General features: G+C 61.6%; 13 protein-coding genes and 3 pseudogenes. 8 read left to right on the top strand and 8 right to left on the bottom strand.

The genetic code is table 11. The features are described from left to right. Positions 1 to 325: 325 nt before the first annotated feature. From ACCAA_RS13595 to ACCAA_RS13575, 6 genes are all read left to right on the top strand, one after another. A complete protein-coding gene (locus ACCAA_RS13595) occupies positions 326 to 1,783 on the top strand; it encodes a tetratricopeptide repeat protein (protein WP_186407790.1) in 1,458 nt (485 codons plus the stop codon). 1,330 nt (positions 1,784 to 3,113) lie between these two features. Next, a complete protein-coding gene (locus tag ACCAA_RS13590) occupies positions 3,114 to 3,881 on the top strand; it encodes a hypothetical protein (RefSeq protein WP_186407789.1) in 768 nt (255 codons plus the stop codon). Beyond that, the gene (locus ACCAA_RS22490; protein ID WP_281193195.1) at positions 3,862 to 3,996 is read left to right on the top strand and encodes a hypothetical protein; all 135 of its coding nucleotides are present in this window, start codon (positions 3,862 to 3,864) and stop codon (positions 3,994 to 3,996) included. Before ACCAA_RS13590 ends, ACCAA_RS22490 begins: the two co-directional genes overlap by 20 nt. A gap of 12 nt (positions 3,997 to 4,008) precedes the next feature. After that, the gene (locus ACCAA_RS13585; protein WP_186407788.1) at positions 4,009 to 4,953 is read left to right on the top strand and encodes a TAXI family TRAP transporter solute-binding subunit; all 945 of its coding nucleotides are present in this window, start codon (positions 4,009 to 4,011) and stop codon (positions 4,951 to 4,953) included. A 288-nt stretch (positions 4,954 to 5,241) separates the two neighbouring features. Further along, positions 5,242 to 7,134: a sensor histidine kinase gene (locus tag ACCAA_RS13580; RefSeq protein ID WP_186407787.1), complete on the top strand. Its 1,893-nt coding sequence runs from the start codon at positions 5,242 to 5,244 to the stop codon at positions 7,132 to 7,134. A gap of 26 nt (positions 7,135 to 7,160) precedes the next feature. Continuing rightward, on the top strand, positions 7,161 to 8,498 hold the full coding sequence (locus tag ACCAA_RS13575) for a sigma-54-dependent transcriptional regulator (protein ID WP_186407786.1): 1,338 nt from the start codon (positions 7,161 to 7,163) through the stop codon (positions 8,496 to 8,498). A 234-nt stretch (positions 8,499 to 8,732) separates the two neighbouring features. Here ACCAA_RS13575 and ACCAA_RS13570 read toward each other — a convergent pair. From ACCAA_RS13570 to ACCAA_RS13545, 6 genes and pseudogenes are all read right to left on the bottom strand, one after another. Then, positions 8,733 to 10,302: pseudogene (locus tag ACCAA_RS13570) on the bottom strand (type I restriction-modification enzyme R subunit C-terminal domain-containing protein). 76 nt (positions 10,303 to 10,378) lie between these two features. After that, complete coding sequence (locus ACCAA_RS13565) at positions 10,379 to 10,552, bottom strand: hypothetical protein (protein ID WP_245754575.1); 174 nt, start codon at positions 10,550 to 10,552, stop codon at positions 10,379 to 10,381. A 183-nt stretch (positions 10,553 to 10,735) separates the two neighbouring features. Next, positions 10,736 to 10,939, bottom strand: coding sequence for a restriction endonuclease subunit S domain-containing protein (locus ACCAA_RS13560; RefSeq protein ID WP_186407785.1), 204 nt, complete (start codon positions 10,937 to 10,939; stop codon positions 10,736 to 10,738). Positions 10,940 to 10,981: 42 nt separating this feature from the next. Then, positions 10,982 to 11,944: a restriction endonuclease subunit S gene (locus ACCAA_RS13555; RefSeq protein ID WP_186407784.1), complete on the bottom strand. Its 963-nt coding sequence runs from the start codon at positions 11,942 to 11,944 to the stop codon at positions 10,982 to 10,984. Between the two features lie 170 nt (positions 11,945 to 12,114). Next, a pseudogene (locus tag ACCAA_RS22100) lies at positions 12,115 to 12,399 on the bottom strand (GIY-YIG nuclease family protein); the annotation flags it as partial. Beyond that, positions 12,396 to 13,315 (bottom strand): annotated as a pseudogene (locus ACCAA_RS13545) (HsdM family class I SAM-dependent methyltransferase); the annotation flags it as partial. The pseudogenes ACCAA_RS22100 and ACCAA_RS13545, both read right to left, overlap by 4 nt. Positions 13,316 to 13,543: 228 nt before the next feature. Between ACCAA_RS13545 and ACCAA_RS13540 the strand changes: the two are divergent. After that, a complete protein-coding gene (locus ACCAA_RS13540; protein WP_186407782.1) occupies positions 13,544 to 14,230 on the top strand; it encodes an RluA family pseudouridine synthase in 687 nt (228 codons plus the stop codon). Between the two features lie 140 nt (positions 14,231 to 14,370). Then, positions 14,371 to 15,531 carry an NnrS family protein gene (locus ACCAA_RS13535; RefSeq protein WP_186407781.1) on the top strand — a complete coding sequence of 387 codons (1,161 nt, stop codon included), beginning with the start codon at positions 14,371 to 14,373 and terminating at the stop codon, positions 15,529 to 15,531. Positions 15,532 to 15,593: 62 nt separating this feature from the next. Here ACCAA_RS13535 and ACCAA_RS13530 read toward each other — a convergent pair whose 3' ends face one another. Both ACCAA_RS13530 and ACCAA_RS13525 read right to left on the bottom strand, forming a co-directional pair. Continuing rightward, on the bottom strand, positions 15,594 to 16,556 hold the full coding sequence (locus ACCAA_RS13530) for a hypothetical protein (protein WP_186407780.1): 963 nt from the start codon (positions 16,554 to 16,556) through the stop codon (positions 15,594 to 15,596). 45 nt (positions 16,557 to 16,601) lie between these two features. Further along, positions 16,602 to 17,486, bottom strand: a complete 885-nt coding sequence (locus tag ACCAA_RS13525) for an oxygenase MpaB family protein (RefSeq protein WP_186407779.1) — start codon at positions 17,484 to 17,486, stop codon at positions 16,602 to 16,604. Positions 17,487 to 17,656: the final 170 nt, after the last annotated feature.

Below are 17,656 nucleotides of genomic sequence, written 5' to 3'. Positions count from 1 at the left end.
TCGATACTTCGATCAAGTTCGAGGCTAACACCATAACACGCTGTTTACCAGCATTATTTTCAGAGAAGCCAGAGTTTCCCTCAATCTTCATCGCCCAAGTCCGCCAATCCTCGTGTGCCAACCTACGCTAACGGCTGCCTTGCCTGGGTTTGAAATGAGAACTGCTGAAATTTACCAAGGATGCCACGGTTATCCCGCGCCCTACGCTAGTACAAATGACTGTCCAGGTTCCCGTGGAATCGGTGTCCAGTTTGCCGTGGAATGCGCATTTGATGCTTCCCTTCTAATCCGTTGGTGCGTAAGGCTACGCGAAAAGGAGTTTTCCGTGACAGATCCGCAGACCGTCGTCTACGAGGACCAGGGGGAAATCAGATCTTTCTGGCAGCGCCTACCGTGGTTCTTCGCGGTCCCCTTCCAGTGGGACGTTGTGCTCAGCCTGATATTGCTGTGGCTGTGGACGACGCTCCCCGTTCTCATTTTTTCAACAACACCGCTGCCGCTCCACTCCTTTTTTCTGAGCGGCTTAGCCTGGATTTTTTGGTTGGGCGTCCTGCTGAGAGCCTACATCCTGATGGAGGCGATGTCGCAGGGGCGGCTCACGGCCCACGGACGGAGGGCCTTCCGGCTCGATATAGAGAGGAGATACAAAGAGAAAAGATACAAGGTTCCCGCCCTGTTACTGATCTGGAGCACCTGGATCACTGTCGTCCCCGACATCAACACGACCCGCCTGGGTCAGATCGTCTTCGCGTTCGTCAGCATCGGGCTGCCGGCCAGCGTCATGGTGCTGTCGATCAGCAACAGCCTCCAGCGGGCTCTGAATCCGGCCAGGTGGGTTTCCATCATGGTGCACATGGGCAAACCGTATGTGGTGCTGCTCGTCGTGCCATTCCTGCTCGTGGTGATGGCGTACGCCCTGGAGCATCTCATGGAATCTTTCGGCGGCTTGCTGGACCGGCTGAGCTCGATGGAGGTGCCGGCCAAGTTTATGATAGTGTTCTTCACGCTACTCTCCTTCGGCCCGATCATCTCCGTCGCCACGGTCTACTTCATCATGGTCGAGTTCGCCATGATGGGCTACATGCTCTACCTGTCCCACCAAAAGCCGGCGCCCGAGGTGAGGGTCGTATCCGCCCGTTCAGCGAGCAATTCTGCTGCTAGACCGGGCGCGGTGGCAGGCGAGGCAGTGACGAGCCAGCCCACCGCCACGGCGGGTGCCCAACCAGGCGACCCGCTGGCCAAGGCGGTGGCGCGCAAAGTTGCCAATGGGAAGGTGGACGCAACCCTTGATGTCGCCTGTGAGCAGCAGCGGCAGTATCCCGAGGATCTTGAGATCCAGGAGCGCTACCACAAGCTCCTGCTGGCGGCGGACAGCAAGGAAGGGGTTTTGGCACACGGACAGCACTATCTGGAACTTCTGCTTTGTCGGCGGCGCAGCGAGCAGGCGTTCGATCTGCTGCTGCGCTTGCGCGGCGTCGACGGGAGCTTTCTGCCCGAACGGCCGGACCTGTTGCTGCCCCTGGCCGAAACCGCTTTCCACCGCCGCGATGCGCACACCACCGTGGCATTGGTGCGCGGTTTCGACAAACGCCATCCGCACCATCCGGACATTCCGGGAATCTATTTCCTCTCCGCCCGCCTGATGAGCGAACTGCTGCATCAGGACAGCGTGGCGCTGATCATCCTGCGCGGCTTGAAGCATAAATACCCTGAGCACCCGCTGACGGCGCAGGCGGAACCTTATCTAGCGGCGCTGGAAAAGCTGCAGTCGTCGGTCGGCTAGCGCGACAGGCCAGCAGTGACGCGTGCTTCGCTAGAATCGGGCCTGGGCGTCAGCTTCGAAAACGCCGTCGATGACGATGCGGTGAAAATGCACAGGGGCAATTTTGCCGGGGGCAAGGCCGCGGGGGCTGGCCTTTCTTTTTGCTCCGGCGCGCATAGACGACACGAACGACACGAGTAAGCTTTGCTGACGTGACCGGAGAAAACACGCAGAAATGGGATTTACGTCTTTTTCTTCATAACCCCGTACGACTCTGGCGAATCGCTGGCGACGCGCGCGCTGAGGCAAAAGGAAAGACCGGACCCCGCCGCCGCGGGACCCGGCCGCCGCGCTGCTGGTCAAGCCATGATTGCTTGAGCCCGCGGTGATTCTGTCGAGCACCTCTGTCCTGGCCTGCACCAACGTTGCCGACCAACCAGGTGTCAAGCCGCCCGAAACAGATACAGATACCGGTCGTGACTACTGTGGCGACTGAAAGACGGTCGCCAGCCGTCTGACCGTCTGAAAACCGATGGCTGCAAAAGGGTCAGTATCGAAAATCCGGCGACTGTTCTCTGTCGGCATGTGAAAACATCTATACAACCAATGCTTTATAAATCAACGAAAAGCCTCTTTCGCTGGTACGGAACGTGCTGAGTAAGGTGTGCCGAAGCCGATCAATGGCTTCCTCGGCAAACCCGATGAAACCGCTCAGCACACCACAACGGAAGGATCGACCCTCATGACTCTCAACCAGACTCAGGAAGATCTCCTGGAAACCGCTCAGCCTCTCCGTCGATTATTCGAGGTGCTCCCGATGGCACGTGCCTGCGATCTCCACCAGAGACTCCAGGCCGGACGAACCGACCGGGAAACCCGTGAACTGCTGCGAACAGCACTGTCCCTCTGCGAGCAGTTAAAAACGAAAATAGTCTGAGCAAGGCCCAGATCTGCCAGGGCTATGCCGAGTACGTTCCCTGAGCACCCTTCGGCAAACAGATCCGTAGGATGTGCTGACCGAAGGGAAGCGCATCGCTCACGATTGATGCGCTTCGTTCCCCAGCACATCCTACGGGCTACGGGCCACGAGAAAAGCCGGCCTGGCCGCCGCACCCGCTGAATTCACGTCACAGCTGTGCAACTTCTGGTAGCCGGTTCCTTTGTCGCCCTCCGGGCATCGGAAATCCGAGGGCGGAAGAACAGGTGGCGTCGGAATTCCTGCGACCATGCTCTGATCTGATTGAAAATACTGCACAACATCAATGACTTGATTCTTCTCAAAAAACCAGATCCGCTGGCACGGTATGTGCGTAGTAATTGGTCATCACGCTTCTGCCTAGAGGGAGGAAATATGAACCTGCCAGACGAGTTGGACCCGCGGGTAATCAAGCTGGAGAAGCTGATCAAAGGCATCGGCCTTGCCGCGGTGGCGGTGGCGGCTTCAAGCGCGGTCATTGCTGTCGGCGCGTCGGTCGTTGCGGCTTCGGCAATCGCTCTTGTCGCCCTGGCGGCCGTGAATTTCGCCGTGCCGGTGGGTGCGCGCTATCTCGCACTGAAGAAGCAGCAAGCGCTTACCAGGCTTGCCGAGGTTTTCTCGGAAGAGACGATTCGCGAGGACGAAAGACAGGAAGCCGAGCGAATCAAGGATCTCGAACAGTCCTACAAGACCTCTCGATCCGAGATCGAAGGAGCGCAGGAGGAACTTCGTTCCCAGATGAGTTGTGCAAGTGACGAAGAGCAAACCATGCTCGAGTCGCAAATCCGGGCGCTGCAAGGTGTCATCGAGAATGCCGAGGAAATGCTGCGGCAGCGCAAGGTGGACTTCTGCGAGCTGCAGCGGGTGAACAAGCTCTATATCGCCTTCCATCGATCCGCAGCAGCGATGGAAAGAACGCAGGGTGCCGAACGTAACCCAGCAGAGTTTGAGCGTATCGAGACAGCGCGCGCCAGCATCAAGCAGCGTTTGCGTCAAGCGCTGGCCGGCAAGACCATTGAAGCGATGAATGCGCAGATGCGGCCGAAATCCGACTTGCAGCGGGTCGCTCAAATGGGCAATTCACGACCGCTTGTCTCGCCGGTCAGAATCAAGGAGGAACCCAATGTTCCGCGTCATCGCTAGCATCATCGTCATCACCTGCATCGCGCTGGTCTCGTATCTGTCGTCGCAGCCGACCGATATTGGTGGCAACAAGACGACGTCGTCAACCTCGCCGCCGCGCATATTCAAATTTTGAAGGAGCATCCTGATGAGACGACAAGAGCTTTTGTTCGTGGTGGCGACCCTGGTCACCTCGGCGTTCGCCGATGCACAGATCGTGCTGGGCACCGGCGGGAGCGACGGAACGTACTTTGCCATGGCCAACGACATGATCAAGCGCTGTGGGGCCACAGTGACGATCAGCATCAAGGAGACCGAGGGTTCGCAAGCCAATCTCCAGGGCATCATCGACAACGTGCTCACCGCCGGCATCGTCCAGTTTGATGTCATGCGCTACTACGATGACAAGGATCCTGCCATGGCTCGTGTCAAGGTCCTGTTTCCTCTCAACGAAGAAGAAATCCATCTCGTCGCCGTCAATAAGGCGACCAAGGAGAGCGGCTTCCTGGGGATGTCATTCGGTCAGAAATCACTCGAGATCGAATCGCTAAAGGATCTTGCCGGCAAGACGGTCGTCGCGTGGGGAGGATCGCACCTGAGTGCCGAATACTTCCAGTACAAGCTGAAGATTCCTTTCAACCTCGTTGATCTCACCAAGGAAAAGAACCCATCGGCGGTGGCGGCGAAGATGTTGCTCGATGGACAGGCGCATGCCCTGTTCGCGGTCGGCGGTGCGCCGCTCAAGTGGCTGCGGGATGAAAAGATATTCGGCAAGCAATTCAAGCTCGTCCCGATGGGTAGCGACGTGCTCGACCAGGTGAAGGGAACCTACAACGGGGCCAGACTCAATTACCCGAACCTTGCCAACGGCCAGGTTCCGACCCTGTCGGTGCAGGCGCTTTTTGTGACGCGTGACTACCGCACGCCGGACGGGGCGGCGGCTCTCGTGAAACTCAAGCAGTGCCTTATCGAGAACATCGACCATTTGCGCGACATGCCAGGCACGCATCCCAAGTGGCGAGCGGTGAACCCCGGGCTACCGTTTGAGCGCTGGGCCAACTACCAGGCGCCTGCCAGGAAGAAGGAATTCTGACGACGATGAGAGCAGACATCCTCCTTCAAGTCGCGCAGTAGCCCGTGCCGGATCATGCTCCATGGTTGCGTGACCGGTTCTCGTCGGGTAGGATCGGGCTTGTGGCGTTCATGATGTTGGTCTGGCGGGAGGCCGCCTGCCGGACAGGCTCGCCGGCATCCTCAGCTTTCGCCTCCGCGGAAGAGAATCCGCCGCGCCACAAGGGTTTGACCAGAGGCCCACTCTTGTGTCCCTGGCTTGAGTGCCCTTGGCTTGAGTGCCCTTGGCTTGAATCCATTCGAAATTACCATGCCTGAATCCCACCAGCGTTCACCGCTTCGTTTGCCGAAGCCGCAGCGTGCACTGCTCGTCATCGGCCTGCTGGCGGCATGGCTGCTGGTCGGTCTGCTGGCCTTCAAGGTCTCCGAGGCGCAGGGCCTCAAGCAACTGCACGAGGCGGCCAGCCACCAACTGGACCTGCTCGCCGCGGCCATCGACAACGAGGTCACGCGCCATGCCTCGATAGCGAGCGCCGTGTCACTGAGCACGGATGTACGAGCCTTGCTGCAAGCCCCCGCCAAAGAAAAATACCTCTTCCGAGCAGCAGCCAACCACTTTCTGGAAATGCTGAACGACCACCTCGGCGGACCCGCCATCTTCGTGCTCGACACGACGGGACTCGTGATCGCTTCGAGTGACACGAACATCTCGGACACTCTGCTCGGTGCCGATCTCTCAAGCATGCCATTTTTCCAGGGCGCGCTGGCCGGCACGCCGGTGCGCCATTATGCGACCGACCACGTCAGCAAGGAACCCGGCTTTTTTATTGCCCTGCCGATCCTCGACGAGCAGCATGACTGGCAAGTGATTGGCGTGGCCGTCGTCAAGTCCAGTGTGCGCGCAGCGGAGCGGCGCTTGCGAGCGCAGGACGCACCGACGCTGATTGTCGACGCCAACGACATCGTCCTGCTCGCTTCGCTGCCGGAGTACCGTTATGCCACCTTGCAGCGGCAGCCGCCCGAAACGCTGGCGCGCATCAGCCGCGAACAATTCGCCGGGCAGGTGCTCGGGGCAACCGTGCTCGACATCGACATCCATGCCGCTGAAGAAGGCGTTACCGTTCCTCCGGCATGGCAAGCGGGCAACGCACTCGACACCTTTGAGGGAACGAAATCCTATCTCGTGCTGAGTCGCCGTCTGCCGGAAACCGCCTGGCGCATCGTCGTTTTCTCCGATCTGCGTCCGGTGACCGTGCTCGCCTTGACCCACGCCACCCTCGCTGCGGCCGCCTTTGGCTGCCTGCTGCTCGGCCTGCTCTATCTTGATCAGAGTCGCCGCATGGCGCTCGATCGGCGCAAGGCGCTGGGCATGCTGGAGAGGGCCAATCAGAGACTCGAGGGCAAGGTCGCGGCGCGAACCATCGACCTCTCGGAGGCCGTCCGGCGCCTGGAGTGTGAAGTCGCTGAACGCCTGCGCGTCGAGCAGGCGCTGCGCGCTGCCCAGGACGAACGCATCCACTCCGCCCAGCTCGCCGTGCTTGGCAAGATGGCGACCGGCATCGTGCACGAACTCAGCCAACTGCTCGGTGCCATCGGCACGCTGTCGGCCAACGCCATCGAGTACACGCGACGCGGCGATCAGGCAACGTCCGCGGAGAATCTCCGCATCGTCGGCCACTTGTCGGGACAGATGGGCGACATCATCACGCCGCTGAAAACCTTCGCCCGCAGATCACCAGCGACCCTGGGCGCGGTCAATGTGGCGCAGACCGTCGATGCGGCGCTCTTTCTGTTCGCGCAGCGCCTGCGCGAGCAGAACATTGAAGTCGAACTGCCGGCCGATTCCTGGATCGCCTGGTGCGATCGGAACAGACTGCAACTAGTGCTGGTAAACCTGATCGGCAATGCCATCCACGCAATGGTCGGGCAGCCGGTGCGGCGACTGAGCTTTGCCAACGCGCCGGCCAGCGAGGGGCGGCTGGCGCTCTCGGTCACCGACAGCGGTAGCGGGTTGTCGCCGCAAACGCTGGCGCATCTGTTCGAGCCCTTTTTCACCACCAAACCGGCGGGCAGCGGCCTGGGGCTGGGGCTGACCCTGTCGCGCGACATCCTGCGTGATTTCGGTGGCGACCTGCTGGGCGAGCCGGCCCACGGTGGTGGCGCACGCTTTATCGTTGTGCTGCCGGTCACGCCAAGCTCCTGAACGACATCCCTTGCAAAGGCTATGTGATGAAACCTGAGAAACCTGGACTCTCGGTCCTGCTCGTTGAAGACGACCTTAATATCAGCCGCGGTTGCCGACAGGCCATGGAACTGGCCGGTATTCCAGTCAAGGAGGTGACGACCGGGGAGGACGCGCAACGCCGCTTGCAGACCGACTGCCCCGGCGTCGTGGTCAGCGACCTGCGCCTGCCGCGCATGGACGGCATGGACCTGCTGCGCTGGGTCTATAAGCTTGACCCTGATCTGCCCGTCATCATCATCACCGGCCATGGCGACATCACGCTGGCGGTCGAGGCGATGCGCTGCGGCGCTTACGATTTCATGGAAAAACCGTTCTTGCCCAGCGCTCTGGTCGATGTAGTTCGCCGCGCACTGGAAAAACGCGAACTGGTGCTCGAAGTCGAATCGCTGCGCCGCCGACTGGACCACCGTGACGACCTGGAAAACCGGCTGATTGGCCATTCGCTGCTAATGGCCAAGGTCCGCAAGTCGATCCTCAACGTCGCCGATGCGGCGATCGACGTGCTGATTGTCGGCGAGACCGGCACCGGCAAGGAAATGGTCGCCCGCTGCCTGCACGACTTCTCATCCGCCCGCCAGCAAAACTTCGTGCCGCTCAACTGCGGCGGCATGGCTGACAGTCTGCTTGACAACGAACTCTTCGGCCACGAGTCGGGCGCCTTCACCGACGCGAAACAACGGCGCATCGGCAAGATCGAATACGCCAATGGCGGCACGCTCTTCCTCGACGAAGTCGAAACCATGTCGACGCACATGCAGATCAAGCTGCTGCGCTTCTTGGAGGAAAGGGTCATCGAACGGCTCGGCTCTAATGGATGTAAGGAGATTTCGGTTTCGTGTCGCGTCGTCGCGGCGGCCAAGGGGGATCTCAAGGAACTGTCCGGAGAAGGGAAATTCCGTCTGGACCTCTATTTCCGCCTGAACCGCGTGCGCATTGAACTGCCGGCGCTGCGCGAACGGCGTGAGGACATCCCCGAGCTGTACGACAAATTCCTGTTACAGGCGGCCAAACGCCACAACCGGCCACTGCCGCCGCTGACTCCGGAACATCTGCGCCAACTGATGGCGCTGGACTGGCCGGGCAACGTCCGCGAACTGCGCAACGCGGCCGATTGCAACGTTCTCGGCATCGACTACGAAACGATTACTTCGGGCAAGGACAGTACTTCGCTGTCACTGGCCCAAGATGTGGACAACTACGAGCGCCTGCGTATCAGCATTGAATTGACCAAGCAGGACGGTAACATTGGCCGCACCGCCGAGGCCTTGCAAGTAGCCCGCACGACGCTGCACGACAAGCTGAAGAAGTACGGCCTGATCTGAAAGCGACGCCAGCACCAGCTTGCGGCAACGCTCGACCGACGACAGACAGTCCTGCAGATCGAGGATCAGCCGCCGCAAGGCCTCGCGACCACGCGCCGGGTCAGCGTGCGCGACTGCCTGCCCGACCGCGGCGAGTAGCGCCAGATCGACACCGGCACAGAAATTCCGGTCGGCGCCGCTCAGGATGGCGACGCGAACTCCGGGCGTCGCGTCGGCCCAGTTCCCGTATCAGAATCAGGCTGCGGCCGGCAGCTGGTAGAGGTACTTCTGGAACCCAGCGAAGACGCGCCCGATCTCATCAGGCCTGCCCAGGTCGGCGACGGCGTCGGCCATCGAGTCGTGATACTTCAGACGCAGTAGCGGTGTCAGCTTCGCCTGGTCGAGTTCTTCGACGCCGATGCTGACGTAGTGCGAGAGAACGAAATCGAGGAAGACCTGTTGTTTGTTGTTGAAGTGCGTGTTGACCAGTGCCATCGCCCTGGCGGCACGCTCCTCGCGGGTCAGCGGCGCCAGGGCATACGCCACGTAGGCCAGCACGTCGAAGAGGTCGCTCTTCTCCGCAGCGATGATCTTCTGCATCTCGGTCAGGTGCTCCTTGCCGAATCCCTTCTCGGCGAGGCCTTCGAGCAGTTTGCGTCGCGTATCCGGCGCGCTCCACAGCGTGCGCAACTCGTCCTCGTCGCTGAAGAACTCGGGCAGTCGGCCGAAGAGCGCCTCCATGAAGTGCTGGGCCGACATCGGCGTCCCGTCCGGGTGCCAGAAGCTGGTCATCGTCATGTGCTGGATCTTGCGCGCCTTGCCGTCGGCGAGCGTGACCCTGATCCGCTGGCTGCGTAGCGGCGTATCATCAGCCGCCGCAGGCTCGTGCACCTGGGGTGGTTCCGATGATGGTGGCGCCGCGGGATACGCGGCTATCGCTTCCGGCTCGATCGGCTCGCCATCCCACTCCGGGTCGCTGAAGTGGTGGTGCGCCTTGACGAAGTCGTGGATCGTGAAGTAGTCCTTGCCGTCGTAGGGCCGCGTGCCGCGGCCGATGATCTGCTTGAACTCGATGATCGACAGAATGATGCGCATCAGGACGATGTGACGCACGTTGCGGGCGTCGACGCCGGTCGACAGCTTCCGCGACGTGGTGAGTATCGTCAGGCGAAGAGGATGCGCGGGCGCCGCAGCGGCTCGCCTTCCTTCTTCCAGTCGGTCAGGTTCCAGCGCGTGTTGAACAGCTTCCAGGCGATCTGGAAGGCGATGAAGGTCTTTCCGGTGCCCGTCGCGAGCGTCAGCAGGAGGCGGTCACTCCCGTCGGCGATCGCCGCCAGGACGCGCTCGACGGCGATGTCCTGGTAGTAGCGGCCCAGGAAGTAGCCGCCGCGGTCCTCGAAAGGCACGCTGGCGAAGCGATCGCGCCAAGCGTTTGGCGCCGCGAAGCTGCGGTTCCACAGTTCCAGCGGTGTCGGGTACCTCGTCACCTCGCCCTCGACGCCGGTGTCCATGTCGACGCCGTAGATGCCCTGCCCGTTGGTGGTGTAGGCGAAGCGAATGGCGAGCTTGCCGGCGTAGTTCGTGATCTGCGCCACGCCCTCGGTCAGCGCCTTGTCCCACGCCTTCGCCTCGATCGTTGCCAGCCTGGCGCTGCGGAATTCCAGCACATAGTCGGCGGTGAGCGCCTTGCCGCGCTGGCCGTGGCCTCGATGCGGCCGAAAGTGATCGGGTACTCGCGCCGGATGCGGCTGCCTTCGACGACGCCCCAGCCGGCTGCGGCCAGCGCGGGGTCGATGTGCTCGGCTCGGGTTTCGGCTTCGTTCATGGATTGTCCCTGCTTTCCTGGCTGATATACATTGGTATCAAGCACCGCCAGCGCGTAACAGGCTGGCAGGGCGGATTCAGCTTTCATCAGCCAGCAGATCGGCCAGTCTTTCCTCGGTCAGGCCGCTGGCCGCCGCGCCTGCAGCACTCTCCCTCAGCGTATGCCGAAGTCGGTCGGCGTAGAACGCGCGCATCCCTTCATAGTCCTGTGCGCTGACCATCACACCGACCACGCGGTCGTGGCGCATCACGCGGACGGGTTCGCGCTAGGCGCAATCGAGGAATTCGCCGAAATGGGTCTTTGCTTGATTGGCGGTAAAGGTTTGCATGGGAGACTCTCCACTTGATGCAAGAGGCAATACGTTCAATCTAATCAAATCGTTCGATTTGGTCAATCTGGCCGATGGCCGACCGAATCGGCATCGTATGGCTTGCTACAGGTGGCCGCTGAAGGCCTGATGCAGTAGGGATTTTTTCAGGGCGTCAAGGGCGGCGAGCTTCTGCTGGTAGATGCCTTCGAGACAGGCTGTTTCCTCGACGAGAGCGTCAAGCGTGGCAACAAGTTCCACTTGCTCGCCAACTGCCTTTGGGAAGGCAATTTCAACCGTTTTCAGCAAGCTGGCCTTGATGCCCTTCACGGTTGCTCCCGTTCCCTTGGCATGAATGCGCTGTTGGACGGGTTAAGATAGCAGAAGGTATTTCAGGAACGCACTGTCGAGTTTTGAGGCGTCTGGCTGCAGAATGATGATACGCTGGGCGAAGGCTACCTTATCGTCAGTGTCTAACTGCGTGACATTCGCGAGAGGGGCTTCGGTAGTAAAAAGCACGTCCCCCTTTCGAGGGATGCCCCAAGTCATCCAGGCATCGTAACCATCCGATGCGATGAATTCCATAGGTGTTGCTTGCAGGAAGCCCATCTTCACATTCTTGGCCGTGACCAATCGAATGCCGCTCTCGGTCTTGACGGGTGTCTTGCCTCGGTAGTCGATGAAACGGACTTGCTGTCCGATGGTGGTCTCCATCCACCCCGCGCCTCGCTGTCTGAAGACTGATGCGAGGTAGCTCTCGAAGATAGCGCGGGCGTTTTGCAGGTTCTTTTCGGCGTTGGCTTTGGCGGTGGCGATGCCGTCAAACGCTTCGTCGAGGATGGCGACGATACGCTGCTGTTCGGGGATTGCAGGTACAGGGATCGGGTACGCCTTGATGAAGGTCTTCGCCACGCGCTTATGGCCTACGGCTCCACTCATGCTCTCTGCCCCTGCTGTCCTGAACGACTCACGCGAGAGGAAGTAGTAGGGCCAATCCTGGACTACCGACGGGCCGGGACGAAAGACGATGTATTCGCTCGACCCGAAACCGATGCCATTGGTGATCTGTGCAGCGATGCCAAGCTTCCCGTTCTCGAAGCAGGGGGTGATCTTTGCGAGCAGGACATCGCCGTCCGCGAAGTAGGTGTAGCTACCCACTACTTCCGACACTGGCCTGACTTGTTTCGGGACCAGGACCTTCTGGTCAATCCCCAAGTCCTCCATCGGGACGAACGACACCAAATCCGTAGCGGTGACACATCGGCGAACCTCCGCTTTCGGCGGCTTGATCTGGCATACCTCGGCCAGCGTCCTCGTGGGCCACAGCGCCTTCACGGTAGCTTCCTGGTATTGCCCGACACGTCCGCCCCGCCGTCTTTCCCGCGCATGCGGGAATCCAGTTCGCCGGCCACATGCCGGGTTTCCGCTTCTGCGGGAGCGACGGGCGGCGCGCTGCTCTGCTGGGTTCCCGCCTTCGCGGGAACGACGGGTGGGGTGGCTTCTCCGACTATTTCGGCCCACAGGTCTATCCAGCCAGGATTCGTCTGTTCGATGGTCGAGAGCTTCCATTTTCGTGGCCATTTTTTTATGGCTTTTTCTTTGCTGATCGCCCTGTCCATCGTTTCATGCTGTTCATACCACACCAGCGTTTTCACTCCGTATTTCTTCGTGAAGCCATCGACCAGGCCTTCCCTGTGCTGCCAGACTCGTTGGATCAAGTCCGAGGTCACACCGATGTAGAGCGTGCCGTTGCGCTTGCTGGCGAGCAGATAGACCACCGGGCCTTTCACAGCAACTGCCTGATGTTCGCCAGCACCTCGGCGCTCTCGGCGTCCAGCGCGGCGATCTCGTCCATGATCGCCTGCGGGCTGCGATGGATCACTGTCTCGCCGCCGTTCGGGTTCTTCACCGACAGGTCGAAGGTCGCCTTGTCGATACTCGTCACGTCGACGCTCCAGCTCTTCGGCGAGTCGGCCTTGGTTCCCTGCAGCGCGACGAACTCGGCCAAATCGGCGTCGTTGAGCGGGTTGGTCTTGCCGAGGTTGCGGCCGGGATCGAGCTGGTAATACCAGACCTGGCGCGTCGGCGCTCCCTTCTCGAAGAAGAGCACGACGGTCTTGACGCGGCGCCCTGGAAGGTGCCGCCGGGGCAATCGAGGACGGTATGCACCATGCAGCTTTCGAGCAGGAGCTTTCTGAGGCTGATCGAGGCGTTGTCGGTATTCGAGAGGAAAGTGTTCTTGATGACCACGCCCGCCTGGCCGCCGGCCTTGAGCATGCGGATGAAGTGCTGCAGGAAGAGGAACGCCGTCTCGCCGGTGCGGATCGGGAAGTTCTGCGGTACTTCCTTGCGCTCCTTGCCACCGAAAGGCGGATTGGCGACGATCACCTCCATCTGGTCCCTGGGCTGAACGTCAGCGACGTTTTCGGTCAGCGTGTTGCTATGGACGATGTTCGGTGCGTCGATGCCGTGCAGGATCATGTTCATGATCGCGATGACGAAGGCCAGCGACTTCTTCTCTTTGCCGTAGAAGGTCCGTTCCTGCAAGGTCTTCAGGTCACTGGTGGTGAGATTCGGCTGCGCCTTGAGCGTGTCGAAGGCTTCGCAGAGGAAGCCCGCCGAACCGACGCCGCCGTTGCGCCCGGCGTTGCCCATGCTCCTGATCTTCGCCTCGTAGAGGTGCGACAGCTCGTGCTTCTCGCTCTGCTCGGTGTAGTCCAGCTCGGTGGTGCAGCCGGCCTCCTTCCAGAGAACGTCGTCGATGTTTTTGAAGGCCTGTTCGAACATGCTTACCTGTCTACCGATGTCTTGCGCGAGTGTGTCATTGCTCGCGGGCCGCCCACTGTAGCCGGGATGGCTGAATAGACTCTGACGCTGCGCATGTCGCACCTACGAAGCTCGTTATCATGACCCTGTTGCCAACCCGCTGACACCATGAACGTCCCCAGCGCCTCACTCGTCCCCGCCCTCGCCTACATCGCCCCGCCAGACGATGGACTGGACCTGCTGTACCTTGATACGGCACTGCTGGTGGTCAACAAGCCGGCTGGACTGCTCTCAGTCCCCGGTCGCGGTGACGAGAAGCACGACTGTCTTGCTCTACGGGTGCAGGCAGCATACCCCGAAGCGCTGATCGTCCATCGCCTGGACATGCAGACTTCGGGCCTGCTGGTGCTGGCGCGCGGACCCGAGATGCAGAGGCGGCTCTCGATCCAGTTCGCGAGACGCGCGGTGGACAAACGCTATCTGGCGGTCGTCGAGGGACTCTTGCCCACGGCCAGCGGTGAAATCGACCTGCCGCTGATCGCCGACTGGCCCAACAGACCGCGCCAGAAAGTCGACCTGCTGGCCGGCAAACCGTCGTTCACCCGCTACCAGGTGCTCAGTCACGACCCTGCCGCCGAGACCTCGCGCCTGGCGCTGTGGTCGGCCACCGGCCGCACGCATCAGTTGCGCGTACATCTGCAGGCGATCGGCCACCCCATCGTCGGCGACGCGCTGTACGCCGACGCGGCGAAACCAGCGAGCGGCAAGCGCCTGCTGCTGCACGCCGACCATCTGGCGCTCGCGCATCCAGAAAGCGGGCGGCCGCTGGACTTCTCGTGTCCGGCGCCGTTCTAGCAGCCAGGCAGTCGAACCGATACACGACCCACCTGCGACCCACCGGTGAGCGACCGAGGACCGTCACCCGTCGGACATCGGGCTATACTGCGCATCTCCACCCGAACGACCTGATCGGCAGCACGCGAGACCCGGCCCACATGCAATTTTCCGAACATCCCCTCTGGCTCGTCGGCTTCCGGCCGTTCTTTACCCTCGCCTGTCTCGCCGGCGTCACTCTCCCGGTGCTCTGGGCGTCCTTCTTCTCGGGGACGCTGGCGACGCCGACGTGGCCCTTCTCGCCCAACCAGTGGCACGCGCATGAAATGTTCTTCGGCTTCGGCTGGGCGGTCCTCGGCGGCTTCCTGCTCACCGCGACCAAGAACTGGGTGAAAATTCGCGGCTATCATGGCAGCGCGCTGATCGTCCTCGTCGGCGCCTGGTTGCTCGAGCGCGCCGGAATGTGGTACGCGGGCGTTCTGCCGCCGATCGTCTTCCGTGTGTCGAGCAATCTGTTCCTGGCGGCGATCGTGGTCATGCTCCTGTGGTCGCTGATTCGCCACCATCAGGATGACTCCTTCCGCGACAATTACTTCTTTCTGATCATCCTGCCGCTGTTTCTGGTGGCCAAGAACCTGCTGCTCAGCGCCGACCATTTCCAGGCCGGCGCTGCCATGACGATGGCGCTCTTCCGCGTTGCCTTTCTGGTCATGCTCGAACGAACGGTCACCCAGTTCATGAAGAACGCCCTGCAGGCCGACATCCTGCGCAACCCGGCGCTCGACCGGGTGATCAAGTTGCTGGCCCTCAGCCTCGTTTTCGCCGGTCTGCTGCCGGCGCTGATCTCGTCGTCGATCGGCCTCGTGCTGGCGCTGCTGCTGAGCATTCGTTTCGCCTTCTGGAAACCGCAACTGGCGCTGCGCCGGCTCGACATCGGCATCCTGTATCTCGGCCACCTGGCGATCATCGCCCAGCTCGTGCTCCAGTTCGTCGACCAGATCGGGCACCCGGAGTGGCTGGGATCGGTGCCGATGCACGTATTCACTTTCGGCGCCATGGGGCTGATCATCCCCGCCATGCTGATCCGCATCGTCAAGGGTCACACCGGCCGAAAAGTGGTCTTCGATCGCCTCGACAAGACCGTGCTGTGGATCATGATCGCCGGTTTCGTGATCCGCATCATCGCGCCGCAGCTTTATCCGGCGGGCTACGTAGAGTGGATCGGGCTCGCCGCCGCCTGCTGGTGCGCCTGCTTTTCGATCCTCGGCTGGCGCTATATCCGCTACCTGTGGCAACCACGGATAGACGGCAAGGAGCACTGAGAGCGATGGGACCCTGGCCCGATTGCCTGTCAGGCTGGCAGTGCGAGGCAGTAAACGGGCGTCTACACCGATCTGAGGCGCAGCACGAACAACGCCGCCGCACACCAGATGACCGCCGGCAGCCAGTCGATCAGGACGCCGAAACCGGTACCTGCAGAGGCTGCCAGCCCCAGCCGCGAGAACGCCGCGACAGCCAGTGTCGCCATCAGTGCGCCCGTACTGCGGCCGGTGTGCAGCGGATAGCCGCGCTCGGCAGCGACGCCGATCGAAGCACACAGAATGAAGCCCCAGAACATCCCGCAGGCGAACTGCGTCAGCACGAGCAGGGCCAGCGAACCGGCGAGCACCGCGCCAGCCAGCGACAGTGCGCCCGCCACACAGGCCAGTTGCAGCACCTGCAGCGCGCCACGTGCGCGGACGAATCGATCGACCAGCAACAGGCCAACGCTGAAACCGATCCAGAAAACCGGCATCAGCCAGGAAAGCGATGCTGGATCAGCCAGTCGCTTGAACTGCGGCGCTGAATTGATCGCCGTATGCACCTGCTGGCCGAAAGCAAGCAGCAGCGCGATCAACAGCAGGAAAACCCATGCCCGCTTCGCTGCTCCTCCCGGCTGCGACGGCGTCACATCTGCTGCGACCCGCTGACTGAGCGGCTGACCGCGCTCGACGACCACCAGCGCCAGCGCCGACACAGCGACCGCGAGGGCGCTGAGTGCGAACGGCAATGACGGATCAACGCCCTTGAGAACGATCGCCAGATAGGGCGCCAGCGCCGACGCCGCCGCCAGGCCGAGCAACTGGATCGCCGCCAGGCGCGGCAGCAGAAACATGGCGACCGCCGAGACGGCCGACAACAGGACCAGCATTGGCCCGATCCGGCGCAGCGCCGCGCGAGCCCGGTCGACCGCAACCCCCATCGACCAGTCGGCGAGCGCAAAGACCAGTTGGTCGGCCGCCAGAAGCCAGGCGAGATAGCGTTTATCGACGCCGCCACGCACCAGCAGTTCGGGCAGGAAGAGCACATAGACGACCCAGCTCAGCGAGAAGAAAACAAGGCAAACCCTACCCTACGCGGCGCTGCGGCTCGTCGGCTGGGGCGTCACCGATGCGTGCTCAGGGCCTTGGCGATCGAATGGCGGTGGGCCCAGCGATTCGATGCAATAACCCTCGGGATAGTCAGCCCGCGGCACTTGCGTGCGCAGCTTGGGCCGCTGACGCTGTGGCAGCCAGCGCAAGACCCTGGCCCGCGTGCGCAAGGCCACTTTGGCGGTCCATCCCAGCCAGCGCGGCGCTGGCTGCAAGGCAAAGGCCGCGAGCAGCGTTGGATCGAGCAAGGCGTGAATACTGCGGCGGACGAGCGGGCGCAGCAGCGCGGGAAACCAGCCGGCAAACAGTTCGCGCGTGGCCAGCGCAACGCTCTGGCTGGCTGTGGTACAGCGAAAATTCGCCGCTTCGTAGGCGCGCGTGTATTGTTCGAACTCGGCATAACTGTCGGGCAGGTCGTGAATCAGCATACGTTCGCCCACCTGCCGCCAGAACCAGAACCAGCCCAGCTTTTCGGTCTCGCTCATGCGACGCCAGCCGAAGCGCTCGTTCCAGCGGATCGGCTCGAAAATGAACGTCGACAGCACGTAGAGGAAGTCCTCGTTGGCAATCCGGAAACGTCCGTGCAGCGCATTCATGCGGCTGATCGCTCGACCTCCGCGCGGGCTGTCGAAGCCATTCTCGATGATTTCACTGACGATCAGATCGGTATCGTCGTAGCGCTTCTGCGTGCGCGCTTCGAACTCGCCGGTTGCATGCAGCAGACCACCGATTCGCGGCGAGGCAAAAGTGCGGAACAGAGCCAGTTCGAGCGCACGCGTGGTATCCCACGGGAAGGCAATCGTTGCCAGGTAGCGCGCGATCCGCTGGCAGTCGCGTCGTGGATCACAGGTCGTCGTGGGGGTCATCGGGTTCCTCCCGTAGCGTTGACTCTGGTCATTACGCAAGGCTCTAGCGACTGGATGCAACCCTATTGCGCCGGAGTCCGCCGAGACTCCGCCCAGCCCTGACGCATGAGGGCTCCAACCCCGTATTTTCAAGGCCTGGCGGTGGGTAGCAAGAAAAAGGTTTCGCACAA

It is taken from the genome of Candidatus Accumulibacter aalborgensis (genome assembly GCF_900089955.1).
GTDB lineage: Bacteria > Pseudomonadota > Gammaproteobacteria > Burkholderiales > Rhodocyclaceae > Accumulibacter > Accumulibacter aalborgensis.
This window is presented reverse-complemented; position numbering and strand designations above follow the sequence as displayed.

Excerpts from the sequence above, each read along its gene's own strand:
- ACCAA_RS13525 (WP_186407779.1), bottom strand. The coding sequence starts at position 17,486 with ATGACCCCCACGACGACCTGTGATCCACGACGCGACTGCCAGCGGATC.
- ACCAA_RS13590 (WP_186407789.1), top strand. The coding sequence starts at position 3,114 with ATGAACCTGCCAGACGAGTTGGACCCGCGGGTAATCAAGCTGGAGAAG.
- ACCAA_RS13540 (WP_186407782.1), top strand. The coding sequence starts at position 13,544 with ATGAACGTCCCCAGCGCCTCACTCGTCCCCGCCCTCGCCTACATCGCC.
- ACCAA_RS13535 (WP_186407781.1), top strand. The coding sequence starts at position 14,371 with ATGCAATTTTCCGAACATCCCCTCTGGCTCGTCGGCTTCCGGCCGTTC.
- ACCAA_RS13575 (WP_186407786.1), top strand. The coding sequence starts at position 7,161 with ATGAAACCTGAGAAACCTGGACTCTCGGTCCTGCTCGTTGAAGACGAC.
- ACCAA_RS13585 (WP_186407788.1), top strand. The coding sequence starts at position 4,009 with ATGAGACGACAAGAGCTTTTGTTCGTGGTGGCGACCCTGGTCACCTCG.
- ACCAA_RS13580 (WP_186407787.1), top strand. The coding sequence starts at position 5,242 with ATGCCTGAATCCCACCAGCGTTCACCGCTTCGTTTGCCGAAGCCGCAG.
- ACCAA_RS22490 (WP_281193195.1), top strand. The coding sequence starts at position 3,862 with ATGTTCCGCGTCATCGCTAGCATCATCGTCATCACCTGCATCGCGCTG.